Here is a 20,803-nt window from a genome sequence, read left to right as displayed (position 1 = left end):
CTAAACAAATGATTCCTGAACTCAAGAAAACAGCCGAAGGCAAGATGCAGAAGTCCCTTGAGGCGCTGCGACTTGACCTCCAGAAAATTCGTACTGGCCGCGCCCATACCGGCCTGCTGGATCACGTCCAGGTCGATTACTACGGCTCCATGGTACCGGTGAATCAGGTGGCCAACATAACGCTGGTTGACGCTCGTACCATCGGCGTTCAGCCGTGGGAAAAGGCCATGCTGCAAAAGGTTGAAAAAGCCATTCGCGATTGCGATCTCGGCCTGAATCCGGCTTCGCAGGGCGAGCTGATTCGTGTCCCGATGCCGGCGCTGACCGAAGAGCGTCGCAAGGAAATGATCAAGATCGTCAAGACCGAAGGCGAGGGCGTCAAGGTGGCCATTCGCAATCTGCGTCGTGATGCGAATACCCACCTCAAGGATGCGCTGAAGAAGGGCGAAATTCCCGAAGATGACGAGCGCAAGGCTCAGGATGATGTCCAGAAACTGACCGATCGCTATATCGTCGAAGTCGACAAGATGCTCGCCGCCAAAGAGGCCGAGCTCATGCAGGTTTAAGCCGGTTCCGCTCGGATTCCCGGCTGCATGGCCTTCTTTTCCAGTTCTACACGACAGGTTCCGCCAACGGCGGTCGTGCCCCGGCACGTCGCCGTCATCATGGATGGCAATGGCCGCTGGGCGAAGAAACGCTTCCTGCCGCGCGTCGCCGGTCATGTCAAAGGTGTCGAGCTGGTACGCGAGATGGTTCGCGCCTGTCTTGAGCGCGGCATCCAGTACCTGACACTCTTTGCGTTTTCGTCCGAAAATTGGCGTCGACCGCAGGAGGAGGTGTCGCTGCTCATGCAACTCTTCGTCAAGGCGCTGGAACAGGAAGTCGACAAGCTGGACCGCAATGGTGTTCGCCTGCGTATCATCGGCGATTTGTCGCGTTTCGAGCCCCGTCTGCAGGAACTGATTCGCCAGGCCGAGGCGAGGACTGCCGGCAATACCCGTCTCGACCTGACCATTGCCGCCAACTACGGCGGCCGCTGGGACATCATGCAGGCGACCAATCAAATGCTGGCCACCCAGCCCGAAAAGCGCGATGGCTGGATGGAGAGTGATCTCGAACCGCATTTGTCGATGAATTTTGCGCCGGAACCCGATCTGTTCATTCGCACTGGCGGTGAGGAGCGGATCAGCAATTTTCTGCTCTGGCAACTGGCCTACACCGAACTTTATTTCACGCCTATCCTTTGGCCGGATTTCGACACGGCCGAGTTCGACAAGGCGATTACGTCGTTCCAGCAGCGCGAACGTCGCTTTGGCCGGACCAGCGAGCAGCTAGTGGAAAAACCGAATGCTTAAAACACGCGTCATCACGGCGCTGGTCCTGATGGCATTGCTGTTGCCTAGTCTGTTCTATTCATCGCAGGCCGGCTGGGCCTTGCTGGTGGCAGGTTTCATCGGTGTCGCAGCCTGGGAGTGGGGCGCCTTGCTCAGTTGGCCAAGTTCCCGTCGTGTCATCCTCGGCCTAACGACTGCGCTGTTTTGTGCCCTGCTCTCCATCGTCGTTCCGGACGCGATCGGTGCCGGCGAACTCTCGGTGCCAGCACAGCCTTGGGTTTTGATTGCCTACGCGGTGGCCGCAGGTTTCTGGTGTCTGGTCATGCCGCTCTGGCTGAAAAACAAATGGTCGCTCGGCGGCTTCTCGGGCCTTCTGGTCGGGGCCGTTGTCCTGTTGCCGACCTGGCTGGCCATGGTTCAGTTGCGGATGCTTGGCGCCGGAGCGCTGCTTGGTATTTTTGCCGTCGTCTGGATGGCGGATATCGCCGCCTATTTTTCCGGAAAAGCATTCGGCAAGCACAAGCTGGCGCCGACGATCAGCCCGGGCAAGACATGGGAAGGCGCCATAGGTGCCGGTGTTGGCGTGGTTATTTACGGCCTGGTGGTTCGTCAGTTGTTCGGACTGGAGTTTATGTCCCTGCCGCTGTGGATCGCAGCGCTGGTTGGTGTGACGGCTGTCAGCATCGTCGGCGACCTCTACGAATCGCTACTCAAACGCAAGGCCGGCATCAAGGACAGTAGCAACATTCTTCCCGGACATGGTGGCGTGCTTGATCGTATTGACAGCCTGACCTCGACACTGCCCGTCGTGGCTCTGGTCTGGCTGTTGTTCGCAGCACGGTGAGCGCGACCTTGCAGAACATCACTGTACTCGGTTCGACCGGCTCGATTGGCGTCAGTACGCTGGATGTGATCCGGCGTCATCCGGATCGTTATCGGGCTTTTGCCCTTTGTGCGCATAGTCAGCTTGAAAAACTGTACGAGCAGTGCGTTGAGTTTCGTCCTCGTTTTGCTGTGCTTCGTGATGCCCCTCTGGCGGCCCAGCTTGCCGAACGTTGCCGCACCGCCGGGCTGGATACGGAAATCCGCCACGGCGTTGAAGCGCTCGTTGAATTGTCATCTCTGCCGGAAGTCGATGCGGTAATGGCGGCTATCGTCGGCGCTGCCGGCCTGGAGCCAACGCTCGCCGCAGCACGCGCAGGAAAGAAGGTCATGTTGGCCAACAAGGAAGTGTTGGTCATGGCCGGCGAGTTGTTTATGCATGCAGTGCGTGAGCATGGTGCCTCGCTGCTTCCAGTCGACAGCGAACACAATGCCATTTTCCAGTCGTTGCCCGTTGATTTCGCTCGGGGGCTTGATCAGTGCGGCGTCCAGAAAATTCTGCTGACTGCTTCCGGTGGCCCATTCCGCAACACACCCCTGGCCGATCTGGCCAACGTGACCCCGGAGCAAGCCTGTGCCCATCCAAACTGGGTGATGGGGCGCAAGATTTCTGTCGACTCGGCAACCATGATGAACAAGGGGCTGGAGGTCATCGAAGCACGCTGGTTGTTTGATGCACCACCAGAAATGATCCAGGTCGTGGTTCATCCGCAAAGCGTGATTCACTCCGCCGTTCAGTACGTTGATGGTTCTGTCCTGGCGCAAATGGGTAACCCTGACATGCGGACACCCATTGCTTATGCGATGGCTTGGCCCGAGCGCATCGCTGCCGGGGTCGAGCCGCTGGACCTGTTCAAGATTGCCCGTCTCGATTTTGTGGCGCCGGATTTCGAACGATTCCGTTGTCTGCAACTGGCTTATGACGTGCTGCGAGAGGGAGGCACAGCGCCTGCCATCCTCAATGCCGCCAATGAAGTGGCGGTCGCGGCCTTCCTCGATGGAGCTTTGCCGTTCCTGGGTATTGCGCAGCTTGATGAAGCAGTTCTGCAAGCCTTGCCGGCTGGCCCGGAGGGCAGTCTGGCTGACGTCCTGGCGGCTGATGCCGAGGCCCGTCAGTTGGCGCACAAAATGGTTCGGGAACGTAGTTTCGCGTGAACAACGTTCCATTTTACCTCGCTGCCTTTCTGGTAGTCCTCGGCGTCCTGATTGTTTTTCATGAATTGGGGCACTATCTGGCGGCACGGCTGTGTGGCGTCAAGGTGCTCCGGTTTTCGGTCGGCTTCGGGCGCATGCTGTTGAAAAAGCGGCTGGGAAAAGATCAGACCGAATGGGCGATCAGCATTTTTCCGCTGGGTGGCTACGTGAAAATGCTCGACGAGCGCGAGGGTCCGGTCGCGGAAGAAGAAATCCATCGCGCCTTCAATCGCCAGGGGGTAGGCAAGCGCAGCATCATCGTTGCGGCCGGGCCGCTGGCCAATTTTGCGCTGGCAATCCTGATCTATTGGGCTGTATTCATGCATGGCAGCGAGGAATTGCTGCCTGTGCTTGGCGCGCCATCCGTTGGTACGCCTGCTGCCATGGCTGCGATCGGGAACGGCGAGCAGGTCAGGACGGTTGATGGGCAGCCGGTGGCTACCTGGAATGACCTGCGCTGGATGCTATTGCAAAAGGCGGTTGATCAGGAAAGCGTAGCGCTTGAAGTGGTCAACGAACGCGACGAAATAGCTGTCCGCCATCTTTATCTGGCTGCTGCAGGGGAACAAGGCTGGGAAGGTGATGCACTGGAGCGCCTGGGAGTCCGCTTCTATCGGCCGGATTTGCCGGCTGTAATAGGCAAAGTTGTCGCCAATGGCATCGCCGACCGGGTTGGTTTGTTACCCGGCGACCGGGTATTGTCTATTGCTGGAAAGGATGTTTCCTCCTGGTATGACTTGGTCGCGATCATTCGCGACTCGGCGACAAAATCCATCCGTCTCGAAGTTGAGCGTCAGGGTGAGGTAGTTGCGGTCGACTTGGTACCAGAGGCGATTTTGGAGCGTGGTCAGACGGTCGGGAAGATCGGCGTGGCGGTTGCCGAAGGCCCGAAACCTCGTCGAGAGGTGAAGGCCTTCATCAGCTACGGGGTTGCTGAGGCCGCAGGCAGGGCGCTTGACGAAACCTGGGACAAGTCGATATTCAGCCTGGTCATGATGGGCAAGATGCTGACTGGCGAAGTTTCATGGAAAAATCTATCAGGGCCGGTGACCATTGCTGACTACGCAGGCCAGTCAGCGCGTCTTGGACTGGATTATTATCTCAAGTTCATGGCACTGGTCAGTATTAGCTTGGGGGTGTTGAATCTGCTGCCCATACCGGTGCTGGATGGTGGCCATTTGTTGTATCATGTGCTCGAAGTCGTCATGCGTAGGCCGCTTTCAGAGCGAGCCATGGAAATTGGGCAGCAAGTTGGTATGTCCATTCTGTTCGCCTTGATGGCTTTCGCCTTTTTTAATGACTTGACCCGCCTGTTTAACGGCTGAACGATGAAAAAATCCCTGTTGTCCATCCTGATTGCTGGCCTGTTTTCGACACCTGCGCTGGCTTTCGAACCTTTTGCAGTGAAGGACATCCGGGTCGAAGGTATTCAACGCACCGAAGCGGGTACGGTTTTTGGCTATTTGCCGGTCAAGGTTGGCGAAACGCTGACTGACGAAAAGGCGGCGCAGTCGATCAAGGCATTATTTGCCACTGGCTTCTTCAAGGATGTGCGGATCGAGGTTGAGAAGGATGTCATGGTGGTTGTCGTCCAGGAGCGGCCGGCAATTGCGACAATCAATTTTGTAGGCCTCAAGGAGTTTGACAAGGATGTCATCGTCAAGGCGCTCAAGGAAACGGGTATTGCTGACGGGCGCATCTTCGATCGGGCTCTGCTGGAAAAGGCCGAGCAGGAACTCAAGCGCCAGTATCTGACGCGTGGCAAGTATGCAGCCAATATCACGACGACCGTGACCCCTCTAGAGCGGAATCGTGTTGGCATCAATTTTAATATCGAAGAAGGTGTTGCAGCCAAGATCAAGCAGATTAATTTGGTTGGTGCCAAGTCCTTCTCCGAAAAACAGTTGCTCAGTCAGTTTGAGTTGACGACGCCTGGTTTGTTGACCTGGTATACCAAGAACGATCAGTATTCACGGCAGAAATTGTCAGCTGACTTGGAAAAGCTGAAGTCCTTCTACATGAATCAGGGCTATCTGGAATTTACTGTCGAGTCGACGCAGGTTTCAATTTCTCCGGACAAGCAGGACGTGTACATCACCGCCAACATTGTTGAAGGCGAGCGTTTCCAGGTGTCATCTGTGAAAATGGCTGGTGACTTTTCGATTCCTGAAGATGAGTTAAAAAAACTGGTCACCATCAAGCCGGGTGACGTGTTCTCGCGTGAAAAGCTGAATGACACGACCAAGGCCATCAGCGACCGTCTTGGCAAGGAGGGCTATGCCTTCGCCAACGTCAATGCTGCACCCGAAATCGACAAGGACAAGCGTACGGTAGCATTCACTATTTTTGTCGATCCGGGCAAGCGAGTGTATGTCCGTCGCATCAACGTGACAGGCAACACCAAGACGCGCGATGAGGTCATTCGCCGTGAAATGCGCCAGATGGAAGGCGGCTGGTACGACGCAGACAAAGTGACGGGCTCCAAGCAGCGGCTCGACCGCTTGGGCTTCTTTGGTGACGTCGCTATCGAGACGCCAGCGGTGCCTAGCACTGCGGATCAGCTAGACGTGAACGTGAATGTGACCGAGAAGCCGACCGGAAACCTGATGCTGGGTCTTGGTACCTCCAGTACAGACAAGATCATCCTGTCCGGTTCGATTGCACAAAACAACTTCATGGGTAGCGGTAACAATGTGGCGATTCAGGTCAATTCTGCCAAGACCTACCGCACCTATGTGTTTTCCTACACCAATCCGTATTTCACTCAGGATGGTGTTAGCCAGGGTTTCGATCTCTATCAGCGAACAGTTAACACAACGACTACGGCGATTGCTGCCTACAGCTCGTCGTCTTATGGCGGCGGCCTTCGTTTCGGCTTTCCGATCGGCGAAAAGGAATCGTTGGGCTTTGGCTTGGGTGTCGATTCGACTACGATCTCGACCTATGACACCAGTCCGAGTTATTACAAGGATTATGTCAGCAAATTCGGCGCGACCAATCTCTCCATTCCACTCACCCTGAGTTGGTCCAGCGATGGCAAGGATAGCTACTTCTTCCCAACGCGCGGGACTTTCCAAAAGGCATCGCTTGAAGTTGCGCTGCCAGGCGGCGATCTGACCTACTACCGCGCCAGCTACCAGTTGCAGCATTTCGTTCCGCTCTCTTCAAGGTTTACTTTGATGCTGAATGGCGAAGTGGGTTATGCCGAGGGATATGGTGATTCCGGCCTGCCTTTCTTCAAGAACTTTTATGCGGGCGGTATTGGGTCCGTTCGCGGCTTCAAGGCTTCAAGTCTTGGCCCGATTACCCGGGATGTCAGCACCGGTACTGATTACCGTATCGGCGGAAATCGCCGTGTAATCGGCAATGCCGAGTTGCTGTGGGGTATCCCCGGTATGGAAAAGAGCTTCCGCATGGGATGGTTCTTTGATGCCGGCCAGGTTTATGGGAATGATTCCGCTCAGTCTTCCAGTGGCCTTCGTTACTCGACAGGGTTGTCGGCTTCGTGGATTTCTCCGATTGGTCCGCTAAAATTCAGCTTCGGTCGGCCGCTTAACAAGCAAGAATCCGATAAATCCGAATCGTTCCAGTTCCAGATGGGCACCACGTTTTAATTCAGGAGTGTCAAGTTGAAAATCAAGTCTGTAGTTCTCGCATCCTTAATGTCTGCATTGTTCGTCACCGGTGCGGTCGCTTCTGAGTTGAAGGTTGGTTACGTCAACACGCAGCGTATTTTCCGTGATGCGCCGGCTGCCCAGAAGGCTGCCAAGAAGCTGGAAGGCGAATTTGCCAAGCGCGATCAGGATCTTCAGCGCATGGCCAAGCAGTTGCAGGGTCTCCAGGAGAATCTGGAAAAGAACTCCGTGACCATGGCGGAAAGTGAACGCCGGACCAAAGAAAAGGAATTCGGCGAAATTTCCCGTGAATTTCAGCGTCGCCAGCGCGAGTTTCGCGAAGACCTGAATCTCCGCCAGAACGAAGAAAACGCGGCGGTCATCGAGAAGGCCAACAAGGCGATCAAGCAGATTGCCGAAAACGAGAAATATGACCTGATTCTGCAGGATGTTGTTTGGGTCAGTCCCCGCCTGGACATCACAGAACGTGTGATCAAGGCGCTGTCGGAAGGCAAGTAATATGGCTGGTTTGGGTGAGATTTCTTATACTCTTGCCGACATCGCCGCCCAATTGGGCGGCGATGTGCTTGGAGACCAGGAAACGCGCATTTCACGAGTGGCGCCGCTGGTCTCTGCCGCTGCGGGCGAGATTACTTTTCTGGCCAATCCGAAATTCCGGAGTCAGCTAGTGAGCAGCAAGGCATCTGCAGTTATTTTGCGCCCGGATGCTGCTGGCGAGTTTTCAGGGGCACGCATTGTCACTGCTAATCCTTATGCTTACTACGCTCGGGTTACCGCACTGCTGAATCCTCAATCTGTTGGTTTCCACGGGGTTCATGCGAGCGCCGTGCTTGAGTCTGCCATTCCCGCCAGTGTAGCCATTGGCCCGAACGTCGTTATCGGCCATGGGGTTAGTTTGGGCGAAAACGTGGTCATTCACACTGGCTGCGTGATTGGCGATGGCGTCTCGATCGGCGGTGGGTCGGTGCTGTATCCCAACGTTGTTGTTTATTACGGATGCCGCATCGGGGACGGGTGCATACTCCATTCCGGCGCTGTGATCGGTGCCGACGGATTTGGCTTTGCGCCGGACGGGCAGTCCTGGGTGAAGATTCCGCAGATTGGCGGAGTGGTGATTGGCAACGATGTCGAAATTGGAGCCAATACGACGGTTGACCGTGGCGCTCTGGAAGACACCGTGATTGGCGATGGTTGCAAGATCGACAATCTGGTTCATGTCGGACACAACTGCCGGATCGGTGCCAACAGTGTGTTGGCCGGATGTACGGGAGTTGCCGGTAGTACAGTATTTGGTGAGCACTGCATTGTCGGCGGTGCCGGCATGATTTCGGGCCACCTCAATATCGTTGGTGACACGACGATTTCCGGTGGTTCGACCGTCATGAAAAGCATTATGAAACCGGGTGTTTATACGAGCGTTCAACCGCTCGATACGCATGAGGACTGGTTGCGCAATGCATCGCATATTCGTCGGCTTGCCAAGCTCGCAGACCGTGTGGCTGAACTTGAGAAAAAACTTAAATAAAATAATGCAAGGGGTTGATTAAATGGATATTCAAGCAATCATGGAGCACCTGCCGCACCGCTACCCGTTCCTGCTGGTCGACCGCGTTGTGGAGATTGAACTGGGCAAGTCCATCCATGCCTACAAGAACGTGACGATCAACGAGCCTTTTTTTATGGGCCATTTTCCGCATCATCCGGTGATGCCGGGGGTGCTGATCATGGAAGCGCTGGCGCAGGCGGCAGGTATTCTGTCGTTCAAGTCGATGTCCGAGAAGCCGTCGGCTGATACGGTTTTTTACTTTGCCGGCATTGATGAAGCGCGTTTCAAGAAGCCGGTATTGCCGGGTGATCAGTTGCATTTGCATGTCGAGATCGAGCGCCACATGCGTGGTGTCTGGAAATTCAAGGGTGAAGCCCGCGTTGATGGCCAATTGGCGGCAGAGGCACGTCTGATGTGCGCCCAGCGGAAGCTGTAAAATGATCCATTCGACTGCCATTGTCGATCCGGGCGCCAAGATCGGCGCCAATGTCGAGATCGGGCCGTATTCGATTATCGGTCCGAACGTCGAGATTGGTGACAACACCGTCGTCGGTCCGCATACCGTGATTCGTGGCCACACTCGCATTGGTCGCGACAACCGGATTTTTCAGTTCTGCTCGCTCGGTGAAGTGCCGCAGGACAAGAAATACGCCGGCGAGCCGACCCGTCTGGAAATCGGCGACCGTAACGTGATCCGCGAGTTCTGTACTTTCAATCTAGGCACGGTTCAGGATGCCGGAGTCACGCGTCTCGGTGACGACAACTGGATCATGGCTTACGTCCATATTGCGCACGATTGCCAAGTCGGCAACAAGGTCACTTTTGCCAACAATGCCTCGCTTGCCGGCCATGTCGTGGTCGATGACTGGGCTATTCTCGGCGGGTTTACCGGTGTTCATCAATTTTGCCGCATCGGTGCGCACGTCATGACTGCCGTCAGCACAGTGATCCTGCAGGATGTTCCGCCTTACCTGATGGCGGCTGGCAATACGGCGACACCTTACGGTATCAACGTCGAAGGCCTGAAGCGTCGCGGTTTTACGGCAGATTCGATCACCTCGCTCAAACGCGCCTACCGCACGCTCTACAAGTCCGGGCTGTTGCTCGAAGAAGCCAAGAGCAAGCTGAACGAGGACGCCAAGACGCAACCGGATCTGCAGCGCCTGGTCGACTTCCTCGAGGTATCCAAGCGAGGCATCATTCGCTGATATGGGCCGCGCCGTACGGATTGCCATGGTGGCAGGAGAGCCTTCCGGGGATCTCCTGGCCAGTCACCTCATCGCCGCCTTGAAAGAGCGTTTGCCGGATGCCGTGTTCTTCGGCATCGGCGGGCCGCGCATGGAATCGCAAGGTTTCGAAGCCTGGTGGCCGATGGAGAAGTTGTCGGTCATGGGCTATGTCGATGCCCTGAAAAACTACCGGGAGATTTCCGGTATTCGCCGCCAGCTTAAAAAGCGCCTGCTTGATATCAAGCCCGATATCTTCATTGGTGTCGATGCGCCGGATTTCAATCTTGGGCTGGAAACCAGCCTCAAGTCGGCTGGCGTCAAGACCATCCATTACGTCAGCCCGTCGATCTGGGCCTGGCGTGGCGGGCGCATTAAAAAGATTGCCCGTGCTGTCCATCGCGTCCTGGCGCTTTTCCCGATGGAGCCGCCGCTCTATGAAAAAGAGCACATTCCGGTGACCTATGTCGGGCATCCTCTGGCTGACATCATTCCCTTGCAAACCAGCAAGCAGGCGGTGCGCGAAAAACTGGAGTTGCCGCGCGATTACCCGATTTTTGGAATGCTCCCAGGGAGCCGTCAGGGCGAATTGGCGATGATGGCCGATACCTTCGTGCAAACCGCGAAATTGATAGTCGAGCGCTTGCCCAACGCAATATTTGTTGTGCCGCTGGCGACCCGTGAGACACGCCTCCAGTTTGAAGCGGCGATTTATCGCCAGCAGGCCGGTGAAGTTCCTTTCCGGTTGCTATTTGGCCACGCCCAGGATGCGCTTGGGGCAGCTGATGTATCGCTGGTGGCGAGCGGAACTGCAACCTTGGAAGCGGCGCTGATCAAGCGGCCGATGGTCATTACCTACAAGATCGCCAAATTTTCCTACTGGCTCATGAAGCGTATGGCTTATCAGCCCTACGTCGGGCTGCCCAACGTGCTGGCCGGGCGTTGTGTTGTGCCGGAAATCCTGCAGGACGAGGCAACGCCGGAAAACCTCGCTGAGGCGCTGCTCAAATTGTATGAAGATAAGGAAAATGCCGCGGCGGTTGAAGAGGCATTTACTGACATTCATTTGCAGCTACGTCAGAACACGGCCGAAAAGGCTGCCAACGCGGTCATTGAATGCCTGAACTGATCGTTCCCGAAGGTCTCGTCTGCGGTATTGACGAGGCCGGGCGTGGTCCGCTGGCCGGTACAGTCGTTGCGGCGGCCGTCATTCTCGATCCTCTGCGACCGATTCCGGGTCTGAACGACTCGAAAAAACTTAGTGAAAAGAAGCGCGATGCGCTCGCCGTCCTGATTCGTGAACGGGCGGTGGCCTGGGCGGTAGCCTCGGCTTCGGTCGAAGAGATCGACCGCCTGAATATTCTGCACGCCACGATGCTGGCCATGCAGCGGGCCGTGGCCGGGTTGGCTGTGCGACCGACCAGCGCCATGGTCGACGGCAATCGCTGTCCAAAACTGGATATTCCCTGCGAAGCGGTGATCAAGGGCGATGGCAAGATCGCGTCGATTGCCGCGGCCTCGATCCTCGCCAAGACGGTGCGTGATGCCGAAATGCTGAGCTTGCACGCGCAATACCCGATGTACGGTTTCGACCGCCACATGGGCTACCCGACGGCAGCTCATTTTCAGGCGCTTGAAGAACACGGTGCTTCGCCGGTGCATCGCCGCAGTTTTGGTCCGGTGGCCAAGCAGCTTTCCCTGCTATGAAGCAGATTCAGTCGCGCGACAACCCGTTTTTCAAGTCGCTCAAGCGGCTGGCCGAGTCCGGGCGCGAGCGGCGGAAAACCGGGCAAACGTTGCTTGATGGCGTGCATCTGGTCGAGGCTTACGAGGCCGCATTCGGGCCGGTGGATACCTTGATCGTTGCCGAATCGGCGCAGGCTGGCGGCGAAGTGGCCGGATTTGTCGAAGGCCGGGAAACGGTCATTTTGGCCGATGCCCTTATGCGTGATCTCGGCCTGGTCGATACGCCGAGCGGCTTGCTGGCGCTGATCAAGACGCCGGGCGCGAATGCCACGGTCAACCGGAAAAAAGACGCAATTTTGATAGATGGGGTGCAGGACCCCGGCAATGTCGGGACATTGCTGCGTACGGCGGCCGCCGCTGGCATCAAGCAGGCATTGCTGTCGCCGGGCTGCGCCTCGGCATGGTCACCTAAGGTTCTGCGCGCCGGGCAGGGCGCCCACTTTGCACTGGCTATTTATGAAGAGGTCGATCTGGGTGGTTTCATGGTCGCCTACGAAGGCACCACGGCGGTGACCTGTCTCGACGATGCCGCGTCGCTTTATACGGCCCGGCTGGACGGGCCGATTGCCTGGGTATTCGGGGCTGAGGGGCAGGGGGTTCGGCCCGAACTGATAGCAGCGGCCGGGCTGCGCATCAAGATTCCGATGCCGGGTGCCGTCGAATCGCTGAATGTGGCTGCTGCTGCTGCCGTTTGCCTGTTCGAGATGGTGCGCCGCCGGGCGATGGTGGCATAGTGTCGGCAAGCAGTGTTTCGCCGGCGAACACCGGATAATCGACGAGCACCAAATCGGATTAGATCATGCCCATATTGCACCGAGCGGATACATGCATGGCGCTTATTCCCCGCTACGTCAGCCGTTTTCGCTGCATTGGCGCCGACTGCGAGGACACCTGCTGCAGTGGCTGGGATATCTCCATCGATCAGAAAACCTTTGTGGCCTATATCGATCCAGCACAAGCCTATCCGCCGGTCCTGAGCAAGCTGTTCAGGAACAAGCTCCGGGTCGAGGCCTCGCCCTCGCGCGAAAAGTACGCCAACACGGTCAATACGCCCGACACCAACGACTGTCCTTTCCTGAACGAGCGTCTGTGCGCCATCCATCGCGATATCGGCGAGGATAAGCTTTCGAACACCTGCTTCAATTTTCCGCGGTTCACGCGCGATATTCTGGGAAGTATCGAACAGAGCCTGACTCTTTCCTGCCCCGAAGCCGCCCGCCAGGCCTTGCTTCAGGCCGACGCCTTCGATTTCGTCGAGGGTGAAATATCGGTTCGCCCGGACACGATCAACCTGATCACTGAAAAATGGGGCGTATCTCTTCATGAAATGAATGAGATCCGTATTTTCTGTTTTCAGTTGATGCGCTTGGAGGGCCTGCAAACCTGGGAAAAACTGGTTGTTCTGGGGGCTTTTTGTCGCGAGCTGGATCGGGTGATCAAGGAAGAAAACCCTCCCTCGGTGCCTGATCTGCTGGGAAATTTTCAATTTGTTCTCGAGAGTGGAGAGGCCGTCAAAATGCTCTCCAGAATTCGAGCGGACCATGATTTTCAGGCAAGACTGTTCCACACCGTGTGGAAATCGAGAAAAGATCAGGCGCGCTCGCCGATGCGCCAGAAGGTGCAGGATGCCATTGCGCAGGCTCTGGGTACTGAGCCGGAAAACACCTTGCCCGAAAACTACCGTCGCGGACTGAAGAATCTGCCTGAGGCGCTGGCCGTAACCCCCTACCTGCTGGATCACTATGTCCTGAACGAGATGTTCCGGGATTTCTTCCCGTTTGGTGCGCAATCGGCCTATCAGAACTACCTGGGAATCGTTTTTCGTTTTGGTACCTTGCGCTTCATGCTGGCAGCCATGAGCACCGATGCCCGGTCCTTGCCGGGCAGGGATAGCCTGATCAAAACGGTCGGCGTTTTCTGCCGGATCTACCAGTACGACAGCCTGGCCGAGCTTTTCAACCAGGCCTTGAAAGAGGTCGGCTGGGACCGGTTGGAAGATGCGTATGGCTTGTTGCCACCCTGAAAGCCGAGGAATAACGTAAAAATGGCGCATCGACTGATGCGCCATTTTTCATGGTGCCGGGTTGGCGGCGGTCAGCGGAGCTTCAGTTCCTGCAATATCGTCGTCGAGATTTCTTCGATCGACTTGGTTGACGAATCCAGCCAGCGGATTCCTTCGCGACGCATCATCTTTTCGGCTTCGGCAATTTCGTAGCGACAATTGGCCAGCGAGGCGTATTTGCTGCCGGCGCGACGTTCTTCGCGGATTTGGGTGAGGCGTTCGGGCTGAATGGTCAGGCCGAACAGCTTGGAGCGATGCTTTTCGAGCGTGCTCGGCAGGTAACCACGGTCGAAGTCTTCTGGAATCAGCGGGAAGTTGGCGGCTTTGAGGCCGAACTGCATGGCCAGATAGAGGGAGGTCGGGGTCTTGCCGCAGCGTGAGACGGCTACCAGAATGACGTCAGCTTCGGCGAGATCGCGGTCGGTGATTCCGTCGTCGTGGGCCAACGTGTAGTTGATTGCCTCAATGCGGTGTTTGTACTCGGAGCTTTCTGCTGAGCCATGCGAGCGGCCGACCGTGTGGTTCGATTTCTTGCCAAGTTCAGCTTCCAACGGGGCCAGGAAGGATTCGAAATAGGACAGGCAGAAGGCGTCGGATTGATGGACGAGGCTGGCCAATTCGGGATTGATCAGCGTCGTGAAAACGATAGGGCGCATGCCGTCCGATTCGCCTTGGGCGTTGATGCGGGCTACCGCCTCCTGGGCTTTCTCGACAGTTTTGAGAAAGGGGATGCGGATCTGCTTGAACTCGATGTCCTCGAACTGGGTCATCAGGCTGTGTCCGAGGGCTTCGACCGTCAGGCCGGTGCCGTCGGACACGAAAAATACGGTGCGTTTGATAGGGGTAGGCATCCCGTGATTTTACCCGCTGTTGCGCAGTCCGGACGCGACGCCGTTGATCGACAGGTGGATGCCCCGCGCCACGCGCTCATCGGTTTCGCCGGCGCGGTGGCGTTTGAGGAGCTCGACTTGCAGGTGGTTGAGCGGGTCCATGTAGGGCGAGCGGAGTTGCAGCGAACGCTTGAGCATGGGGTTGTCGGCGAGGAAATCGTCCTGTTCGAGGATGGCCAGCAGGTGCTTTCTGGTTAGCGCCCATTCCGCCTTGATCTGGCTGAAAATGCGCTCGCGCAGGCCGGTATCGGCGACCAGTTCGGCATATCGCGAGGCGATGGCGAGATCGGTTTTGGCCAGCACCATGTCCATGTTCGAGAGCAGGCTCTGGAAGAAGGGCCAGGATTTGACCATGCGGCGCAGCGTGACGAGGCCTTGCGGATTTGCCGCTAGAAAGCCGTCGACCGCAGCACCGAAGCCGTACCAGCCCGGCAGCATCAGGCGGCATTGCGCCCAGCTGAAGACCCAGGGAATGGCCCGGAGGTCTTCAATGCGCTCCGAGGCCTTGCGCGAAGCCGGGCGGCTGCCGATGTTGAGCATGGCGATTTCGGAAACCACGGTCGATTGGCGGAAATACGTCGTGAAGCCCGGTGTTTCATAGACCAGGCCGCGATAGGCGTTGAAAGCGCGCAGCGAGAGGTCGTCCATCACGGCGTGGAACTGCTCGGCCGGCTCGACCTTGTTTTCATGGTCGGTCAGGCTGGCTTCGAGCGTCGCGGCGAGTAGCACTTCGAGGTTGCGGCGGCCGGTGTCGGCGTTGCCGTATTTGGTCGAAATGACTTCGCCCTGTTCGGTCAGGCGGATCTGGCCGGAAACGGCGCCGGCCGGTTGGGCGAGGATGGCGTGATAGGTCGGGCCACCGCCGCGACCAACCGAGCCGCCGCGACCGTGGAACAGGCGCAGGCGCACGCCGTGCTGCTTGAAGACCTGGGCCAGCTCGATTTCAGCCTTGTAGAGTTCCCAGCCCGAGGTCAGGAAGCCGCCGTCCTTGTTGGAATCGGAGTAGCCGAGCATGACTTCGTGTTCGTCGCCACGGGTGGCGATCAGTTGGCGGTAGGCCGGGATGGCGAAGATGCCGGCCATCGTCGCGGCGCTCTTCTGCAAGTCTTCGATGGTTTCGAAGAGCGGGATGATGTTAACGTCGAGCTTGGGCTTGGCGCCCGGCAGCAGCAGGCCCGATTCCTTGAGGAGCAGGGCGAGTTCGAGCAGATCGGAAACACCGTCGGTCTTCGAGATGATGTAGTTGGGCAGCGCGGCGGCGCCGTAGCGCTGGCGCAGTTCGCGGGCGGCGAAGAAGATGGCCAGTTCGCCCTGGGTTTCTTCCGAATAGCTCAGATAGGGCGAGTAGAGCGGGCGCGGGGTGCTGATTTCCACGGTCAACAGGGAAATTCGCTCATTTTCGGAAAGCGCTTCGTAGTCCGGGCTGCGGCCGGCACCGGCGAGCAGTTCAGCGACGCTGCGGGCGTGGACTTCGGAGTTCTGGCGGAGGTCGATGGGTGCCAGGTGGAAGCCGAAGATCTGGACGCCGCGCATCAGTCGGCGCAGGCGGCCGCCGGCCAGCTTGCCACTGCCGTTCAGTTTGAGCGAATTGGACAGAACCTTGAGGTCGGCGCGCAGAGCGTCCGGCGTGTTGTAGGGTTCGGCGTGGCCGATTTCGTGGCGCACCGGCTCGACGTGGTCGAGGACGCGGGCGGTGGCGGCCAGTCGGGCATAGATGCCGGACAGGGCGCGACGGTAGGGCTCGTCGGCGCGTTGCGGCGAGTGGTCGGTCGAATGCTCGGCCAGCGCCAACAGTTCCGGCGTGACCTGAACGAGCAGGTCGGAGAGCGGCAATTCGCCGCCCAGTTCGTGGATTTCTTCGAGATAGTGATTGAGCGCGGCGGCCGATTGCAGGCGCAGGGCTTCGCGCAGGATTTCTGCGGTGACAAAGGGGTTGCCGTCGCGGTCGCCACCGATCCAGCTGCCGACGCGGAAGAACGGCGGCAGCGCCCAATGCGTGTCTGGATAGCGTTTTTGTAACTGCTGCGTCGCCTGGATGTAGAGGCGCGGCAGTTCGGTGAAGAAGGTTTCCTTGAAATAGGTGATGCCGTTCTTGACCTCGTCGAGCACCTTGAGGCGGACCGGGCGAAGCATGCGCGACTGCCACAGGGTGAGAATGGAGTTGGCGATGCCGAGGTCATTCTCGGCTTCCTCTTCCGGCGTCATCTGCAGACGTTCGCGCTGGTCGAGCAGGCGGGCCAGGTCGCGGTGATTGCGGATCAGGCTCTGGCGCTGGACTTCGGTCGGGTGGGCGGTGAGCACCGGGGCGACGACGGCGTGGGCGAAGAAGTCGGCGATGACTTCCGGCGAGACGGCTGCGGTCGACAGGGAATCCAGGGCAAAAATCAAACTGCCTTCGCGTGGCGGCGAACCGGCCAGATCGTGGGCGCGACGGCGGCGGATGTGGTGCTCGTCCTCGGCGATGTTGGCCAGTTGCAGGAAATAGCTGAAAGCGCGGACGACGGCCTGGGTCGTGTCGCGCGGCAGCGGGTCGAGCAGGGCGGCGAGTTCGTCGCGGGCGGCCGGGTCACCGTCGCGGGCGAAGCGCACGGCGGTCTGGCGGACGCGTTCGACGATGTCGTAGACCGATTCGCCTTCCTGCTCACGGACGGTATCGCCAAGAATGCGGCCGAGCAGGCGGATGTCGTCGCGGAGAGGTTCGTCCTTGTTGGTGTCGGCGGCGCGTTCAGGCATTGGGATTCCCATCATGAATGATCCCCGGACTGGCGGGGATCATTGATTTTCACATTTCGTTGTCCCGCCTGGGCGGGGGCTGCAGCGTGCGGCTTTAGTGCTTGCGTACGAGCAATACCGACGCATCGGCAATTTTAGCCAGTTGTTCGGCTACCGAGCCAAGAATCAGTGTGGCCAGGCCGCGCTGGCCATGGCGGCCGATGACGATGAGGTCTACGCCCAGATCCTTGGCCTTGTCGGAAATGACTTCGGAAATGCGACGGTTGCAGGCTTCCAGCATCAGCGCTTCGGCATCGACGTCGGTGGCCAACACCATGGCATCGTCGAGCAGCTTTTGCCCTCCCTTGATCAGGTTGGCGACGGCGCCATCGACATTGACGGCGTGGGACATGGCGTGGCCATGCAGGTTGAGCACGGTTTCGTCGGCGACGTGGGTGATGTAGAGCTTGGCCTTGCTCGTCCGGGCGATGTGCAGTGCTTCGGCCAGGGCGCCGCGGGAGGTTGAGCTATCGTCGATGGCGACCAGAATCTTCTTGTACATGGGTGTTCTCCTTGAATTTGTTTGATCGGGCGTAACTTAGCAATTCGCCAGGGTTTGCGCTGTTAGGGAAATCCTCAACACGTTTGCTCCGGTCGACTGCATTTTTCGAGCAAATAGGCGATGGACTGGTAATTGATGCCGGTTTCTGCCGTCAGGCCGATTTCGCAAGTGCGGTTGGTAGAGACGCCGCAGGCGCAGTTGCCCGGCAGATCCTTGTGAATGTGGCGCAGGGCATGGCGGTTGAGTTCGGGGACAGCAAAACCACGGTCACCGGCAAAACCGCAGCAGGTGACGCCGGCCGGCTCGATGATCTGCTCGACGCAGGCGGCGAGCAGGGTCTTCAGCTTGGCATCCGAACCGTTCTTGCGCACGCTGCAATTGACGTGCAGGGCGATGGGCCCGGCCTGCTTGTTGATCATCAGGCGCGGTAGCAGCGCATCGACGGCGAATTCATGAAAATCGTAGAGATTGAGGCGGTCGGCAAGATGCTTCTGCATGCGGATGGTGCAGCTACTGGCGTCCATGATCACCGGGTATTTGCCGTTCTGCGAGGCTTTCATGAGTGCTGCTTCGAGGGTGTTCGACATGCCATCGGCCTCCTCGGCCATGCCCTTGCTGGCCAGCATCTGGCCGCAGCACAGGCTGTCGAAACCTTCCGGCAGGATGGGCGCGTAGCCGGCGCGGGTCAGCAGTTCAAGGATGACGTCGCCGAGTTGCTTTTCGCCAGCGATTGATGGGCCGAAGATGCGGCCGCCGCAAGTCGGGAAGTAGACGATCGGGTCGCCTTGCGTGGCGCGTGCCACGGGTGCCTTGCCGGCATGCGGCATGTTCTTCTTCCACGCGCCACCGGAAATGCGGCCGAGGAAGTTGTCGCCAAGGACGCCGGAAACGGCGTGACCGACATTCAGACCAAGGCGCGAGGCATTGGCCAAGGTGGCGAAATGCTCTCCGGTCCAGGCATTGACGGCGCGCGCGGTGTCGCCGAGTCGGCGGCCGCGCAGGCGGCGGGTCAGGTCGCCGGTATCGATGCCGACCGGGCAGGCTGTCGAGCACAGGCCGCAGGCGGCGCAGGTGTCGAGGCCCATGTAGGCGTAGTCCTCGCCGATACTGCCGGCTGGCTCGCCAGCTGCAGCGCGCCGGGCCAGTTCGCGCACGCTGGTGATGCGCTGGCGTGGCGAGAGGGTCAGCCTGTGCGACGGGCAGAGCGGTTCGCAGAAGCCGCATTCGATGCAGCGGTCGACGATGTCTTCGGCGGCCGGCATTGGCTTGAGGTTTTCGAGGTGGGCGTGCGGGTTGTCGTTGAGGATGACGCCGGGGTTGAGGCGGTTCTCCGGGTCGAACAGCGCCTTGATCCGGCGCATCAGGTCGGCCGCTTCCTTGCCCCATTCGAGCTCGACGAAGGGCGCCATGTTGCGGCCGGTGCCGTGCTCGGCCTTGAGCGAGCCGTCGTATTTGTCGACGACCATGTGGCAGAGGTCGTCCATGAAGCGGGCGTAGCGGTCGACTTCGCTGGCATCACCGAAATCCTGGGTGATGACGAAGTGCAGGTTGCCTTCCAGCGCATGGCCGAAAATGATCGCCTCGCGATAGCCGTGATGGCGGAGCAGGGCCTGCAGGTCGAGCGTCGCGTCGGCCAGGTTTTCAATGTGGAAGGCAACGTCCTCGATGAGCACCGTGGTGCCCGTGCGACGCATGGCCCCAACGGCCGGGAAGGTGCCCTTGCGGACTTTCCAGTACATCTCGCAGGTGGCCGGATCGGTAGAGAACACCATCGGCTCGACGGTGGCGACGCCTTCCATCGCGGCATGGACTTGCGAAATTCGCTCATTTATCCCGTCGACCGTGGAAGAGCGGACTTCGATGAGCAGCGCGGCGGCTTCCTCGCCCAGTTTGCGCATGATGGCCGGCAGGCCGGGCTTGTTCTCGACCGAATGCAGGGCCGGGCGGTCGAGCAGTTCGACGGCCGAGACCGGCTGTGGCTTGAGGCGGATGACCGCCTCGCAGGCGGTGCGGATGTCCGGGAAGAAAACCAGCGCCGACGCCTTGAACGGGTCTTCGACGACGGTGTTGTAAGTGATCCGCGAAATGAAGCCGAGCGTGCCTTCCGAGCCGATCATCAGGTGGCTCAGGATGTCGATCGGCTCTTCGTAATCGATCAGTGCGTTGAGACTGTAACCGGTGGTGTTCTTGATCTTGAACTTGTGGCGGATGCGTTCGGCCAGTTTGGTGTTGTTGCGCGTGTCGCGACCCAGTCGCTCGAGTTCGCCGAGGAGGACGGCATGGCTTTTCGAGAAGGCATCGACGCTCAGATGATCCTCAGTGTCGAGGCAACTGCCATCGGCCAGCATGACGCGCATGCCGGCCAGCGTCCGGTAGCTGTTCTGGGCTGTGCCGCAACACATGCCAGAAGCGTTGTTGGCGGCGATGCCACCGATCTTGGCGGCGCCGATGGAAGCCGGATCGGGGCCGATCTTCTTGCCGAACGGGGCGAGTCGGCGGTTAACTTCGCCGCCGACGATGCCGGGGCCAACTTTGACCCTGCTCGCATCGGCGTTCTGTTCATAGGTGGCGAAGCCTTCGCCGATCAAGGCGAGGATGCCATCGGTGATGGCCTGGCCGGAGAGGCTGGTTCCGGCGGCCCGGAAGGTGATGGGGCGGTTGTGTAGCTTGGCGGTCAGCAGCACTTGGCGTGCTTCTGGCTCGTTTTCGATGACGGCGATGACCTCGGGGGTCAGACGGTAGAAGCTGGCGTCGGTGCCGTAGGCCAGGCGACGGAGGTCGTCGGTGATGACCTGGTGTTTGGGCAGCAGTTTGCTGAGGTCTTGGATGAGATCGCTCATGATTTTGTCTCTGATTGTTTTAATTTGCTTAGGTTTCCGCCTTGCTGGCGGGCGTACTTTCTTCTTGCTTCGCCAAGAAGAAAGTAGCCAAAGAAGAAGGCGACCCTGGGTCGGTGCCGGCTGCGCCGGTTCCCTGCGCTACTCGAAACGCCCGCCAGCAAGGCGGAACCCCAT

At 58.6% G+C, this 20,803-nt stretch carries 18 protein-coding genes; 14 read left to right on the top strand and 4 right to left on the bottom strand.

Going from position 1 to position 20,803, the window contains the following annotated elements; genetic code table 11:
• Positions 1-8 precede the first annotated feature (8 nt).
• From frr to fliB, 14 genes are all read left to right on the top strand, one after another.
• Positions 9-566 carry a ribosome recycling factor gene (gene frr / locus WBK19_RS07935; protein ID WP_511288571.1) on the top strand — a complete coding sequence of 186 codons (558 nt, stop codon included), beginning with the start codon at positions 9-11 and terminating at the stop codon, positions 564-566.
• Between the two features lie 27 nt (positions 567-593).
• A complete protein-coding gene (uppS, locus tag WBK19_RS07930; protein WP_511288569.1) occupies positions 594-1,355 on the top strand; it encodes a polyprenyl diphosphate synthase in 762 nt (253 codons plus the stop codon).
• On the top strand, positions 1,348-2,178 hold the full coding sequence (locus tag WBK19_RS07925) for a phosphatidate cytidylyltransferase (protein ID WP_511288567.1): 831 nt from the start codon (positions 1,348-1,350) through the stop codon (positions 2,176-2,178). Before uppS ends, WBK19_RS07925 begins: the two co-directional genes overlap by 8 nt.
• Positions 2,175-3,371: a 1-deoxy-D-xylulose-5-phosphate reductoisomerase gene (ispC, locus tag WBK19_RS07920; protein WP_511288565.1), complete on the top strand. Its 1,197-nt coding sequence runs from the start codon at positions 2,175-2,177 to the stop codon at positions 3,369-3,371. The genes WBK19_RS07925 and ispC overlap by 4 nt, the downstream gene beginning before the upstream one ends.
• Positions 3,368-4,735, top strand: a complete 1,368-nt coding sequence (rseP, locus tag WBK19_RS07915) for an RIP metalloprotease RseP (protein ID WP_511288563.1) — start codon at positions 3,368-3,370, stop codon at positions 4,733-4,735. Before ispC ends, rseP begins: the two co-directional genes overlap by 4 nt.
• Positions 4,736-4,738: 3 nt before the next feature.
• Positions 4,739-7,024, top strand: coding sequence for an outer membrane protein assembly factor BamA (gene bamA, locus WBK19_RS07910; RefSeq protein ID WP_511288561.1), 2,286 nt, complete (start codon positions 4,739-4,741; stop codon positions 7,022-7,024).
• Positions 7,025-7,072: 48 nt separating this feature from the next.
• On the top strand, positions 7,073-7,543 hold the full coding sequence (locus WBK19_RS07905) for an OmpH/Skp family outer membrane protein (RefSeq protein ID WP_226399765.1): 471 nt from the start codon (positions 7,073-7,075) through the stop codon (positions 7,541-7,543).
• 1 nt (position 7,544) lies between these two features.
• On the top strand, positions 7,545-8,570 hold the full coding sequence (gene lpxD, locus WBK19_RS07900) for a UDP-3-O-(3-hydroxymyristoyl)glucosamine N-acyltransferase (protein ID WP_511288559.1): 1,026 nt from the start codon (positions 7,545-7,547) through the stop codon (positions 8,568-8,570).
• 22 nt (positions 8,571-8,592) lie between these two features.
• The gene (fabZ, locus tag WBK19_RS07895) at positions 8,593-9,027 is read left to right on the top strand and encodes a 3-hydroxyacyl-ACP dehydratase FabZ (protein WP_226399761.1); all 435 of its coding nucleotides are present in this window, start codon (positions 8,593-8,595) and stop codon (positions 9,025-9,027) included.
• 1 nt (position 9,028) lies between these two features.
• On the top strand, positions 9,029-9,799 hold the full coding sequence (gene lpxA / locus WBK19_RS07890) for an acyl-ACP--UDP-N-acetylglucosamine O-acyltransferase (protein WP_511288557.1): 771 nt from the start codon (positions 9,029-9,031) through the stop codon (positions 9,797-9,799).
• A 1-nt stretch (position 9,800) separates the two neighbouring features.
• A complete protein-coding gene (gene lpxB / locus WBK19_RS07885; RefSeq protein WP_511288555.1) occupies positions 9,801-10,946 on the top strand; it encodes a lipid-A-disaccharide synthase in 1,146 nt (381 codons plus the stop codon).
• The gene (gene rnhB, locus WBK19_RS07880) at positions 10,934-11,524 is read left to right on the top strand and encodes a ribonuclease HII (RefSeq protein ID WP_511288553.1); all 591 of its coding nucleotides are present in this window, start codon (positions 10,934-10,936) and stop codon (positions 11,522-11,524) included. The genes lpxB and rnhB overlap by 13 nt, the downstream gene beginning before the upstream one ends.
• Complete coding sequence (locus WBK19_RS07875; RefSeq protein WP_511288551.1) at positions 11,521-12,297, top strand: TrmH family RNA methyltransferase; 777 nt, start codon at positions 11,521-11,523, stop codon at positions 12,295-12,297. Before rnhB ends, WBK19_RS07875 begins: the two co-directional genes overlap by 4 nt.
• 95 nt (positions 12,298-12,392) lie before the next feature.
• Positions 12,393-13,586, top strand: a complete 1,194-nt coding sequence (fliB, locus tag WBK19_RS07870) for a flagellin lysine-N-methylase (protein ID WP_511288549.1) — start codon at positions 12,393-12,395, stop codon at positions 13,584-13,586.
• 71 nt (positions 13,587-13,657) lie between these two features.
• Here the strand turns inward: fliB and ppsR are convergent, their stop codons facing one another.
• The 4 genes from ppsR to WBK19_RS07850 all read right to left on the bottom strand — a co-directional run bounded on the left by ppsR (position 13,658) and on the right by WBK19_RS07850 (position 20,629).
• On the bottom strand, positions 13,658-14,476 hold the full coding sequence (ppsR, locus tag WBK19_RS07865; protein ID WP_511288547.1) for a posphoenolpyruvate synthetase regulatory kinase/phosphorylase PpsR: 819 nt from the start codon (positions 14,474-14,476) through the stop codon (positions 13,658-13,660).
• A 9-nt stretch (positions 14,477-14,485) separates the two neighbouring features.
• A complete protein-coding gene (gene ppc, locus WBK19_RS07860) occupies positions 14,486-17,248 on the bottom strand; it encodes a phosphoenolpyruvate carboxylase (protein ID WP_511288545.1) in 2,763 nt (920 codons plus the stop codon).
• A 94-nt stretch (positions 17,249-17,342) separates the two neighbouring features.
• Positions 17,343-17,789 carry a universal stress protein gene (locus WBK19_RS07855; RefSeq protein WP_511288543.1) on the bottom strand — a complete coding sequence of 149 codons (447 nt, stop codon included), beginning with the start codon at positions 17,787-17,789 and terminating at the stop codon, positions 17,343-17,345.
• A gap of 74 nt (positions 17,790-17,863) precedes the next feature.
• Positions 17,864-20,629: an FAD-binding and (Fe-S)-binding domain-containing protein gene (locus WBK19_RS07850; protein ID WP_511288541.1), complete on the bottom strand. Its 2,766-nt coding sequence runs from the start codon at positions 20,627-20,629 to the stop codon at positions 17,864-17,866.
• Positions 20,630-20,803: the final 174 nt, after the last annotated feature.

The organism is Azonexus sp. (assembly GCF_049652925.1).
In the GTDB taxonomy this organism is placed as follows: Bacteria; Pseudomonadota; Gammaproteobacteria; order Burkholderiales; family Rhodocyclaceae; genus Azonexus.
Note: the sequence above shows the minus strand (reverse complement) of the source record. Positions and strands in the feature narration are given on the sequence as shown.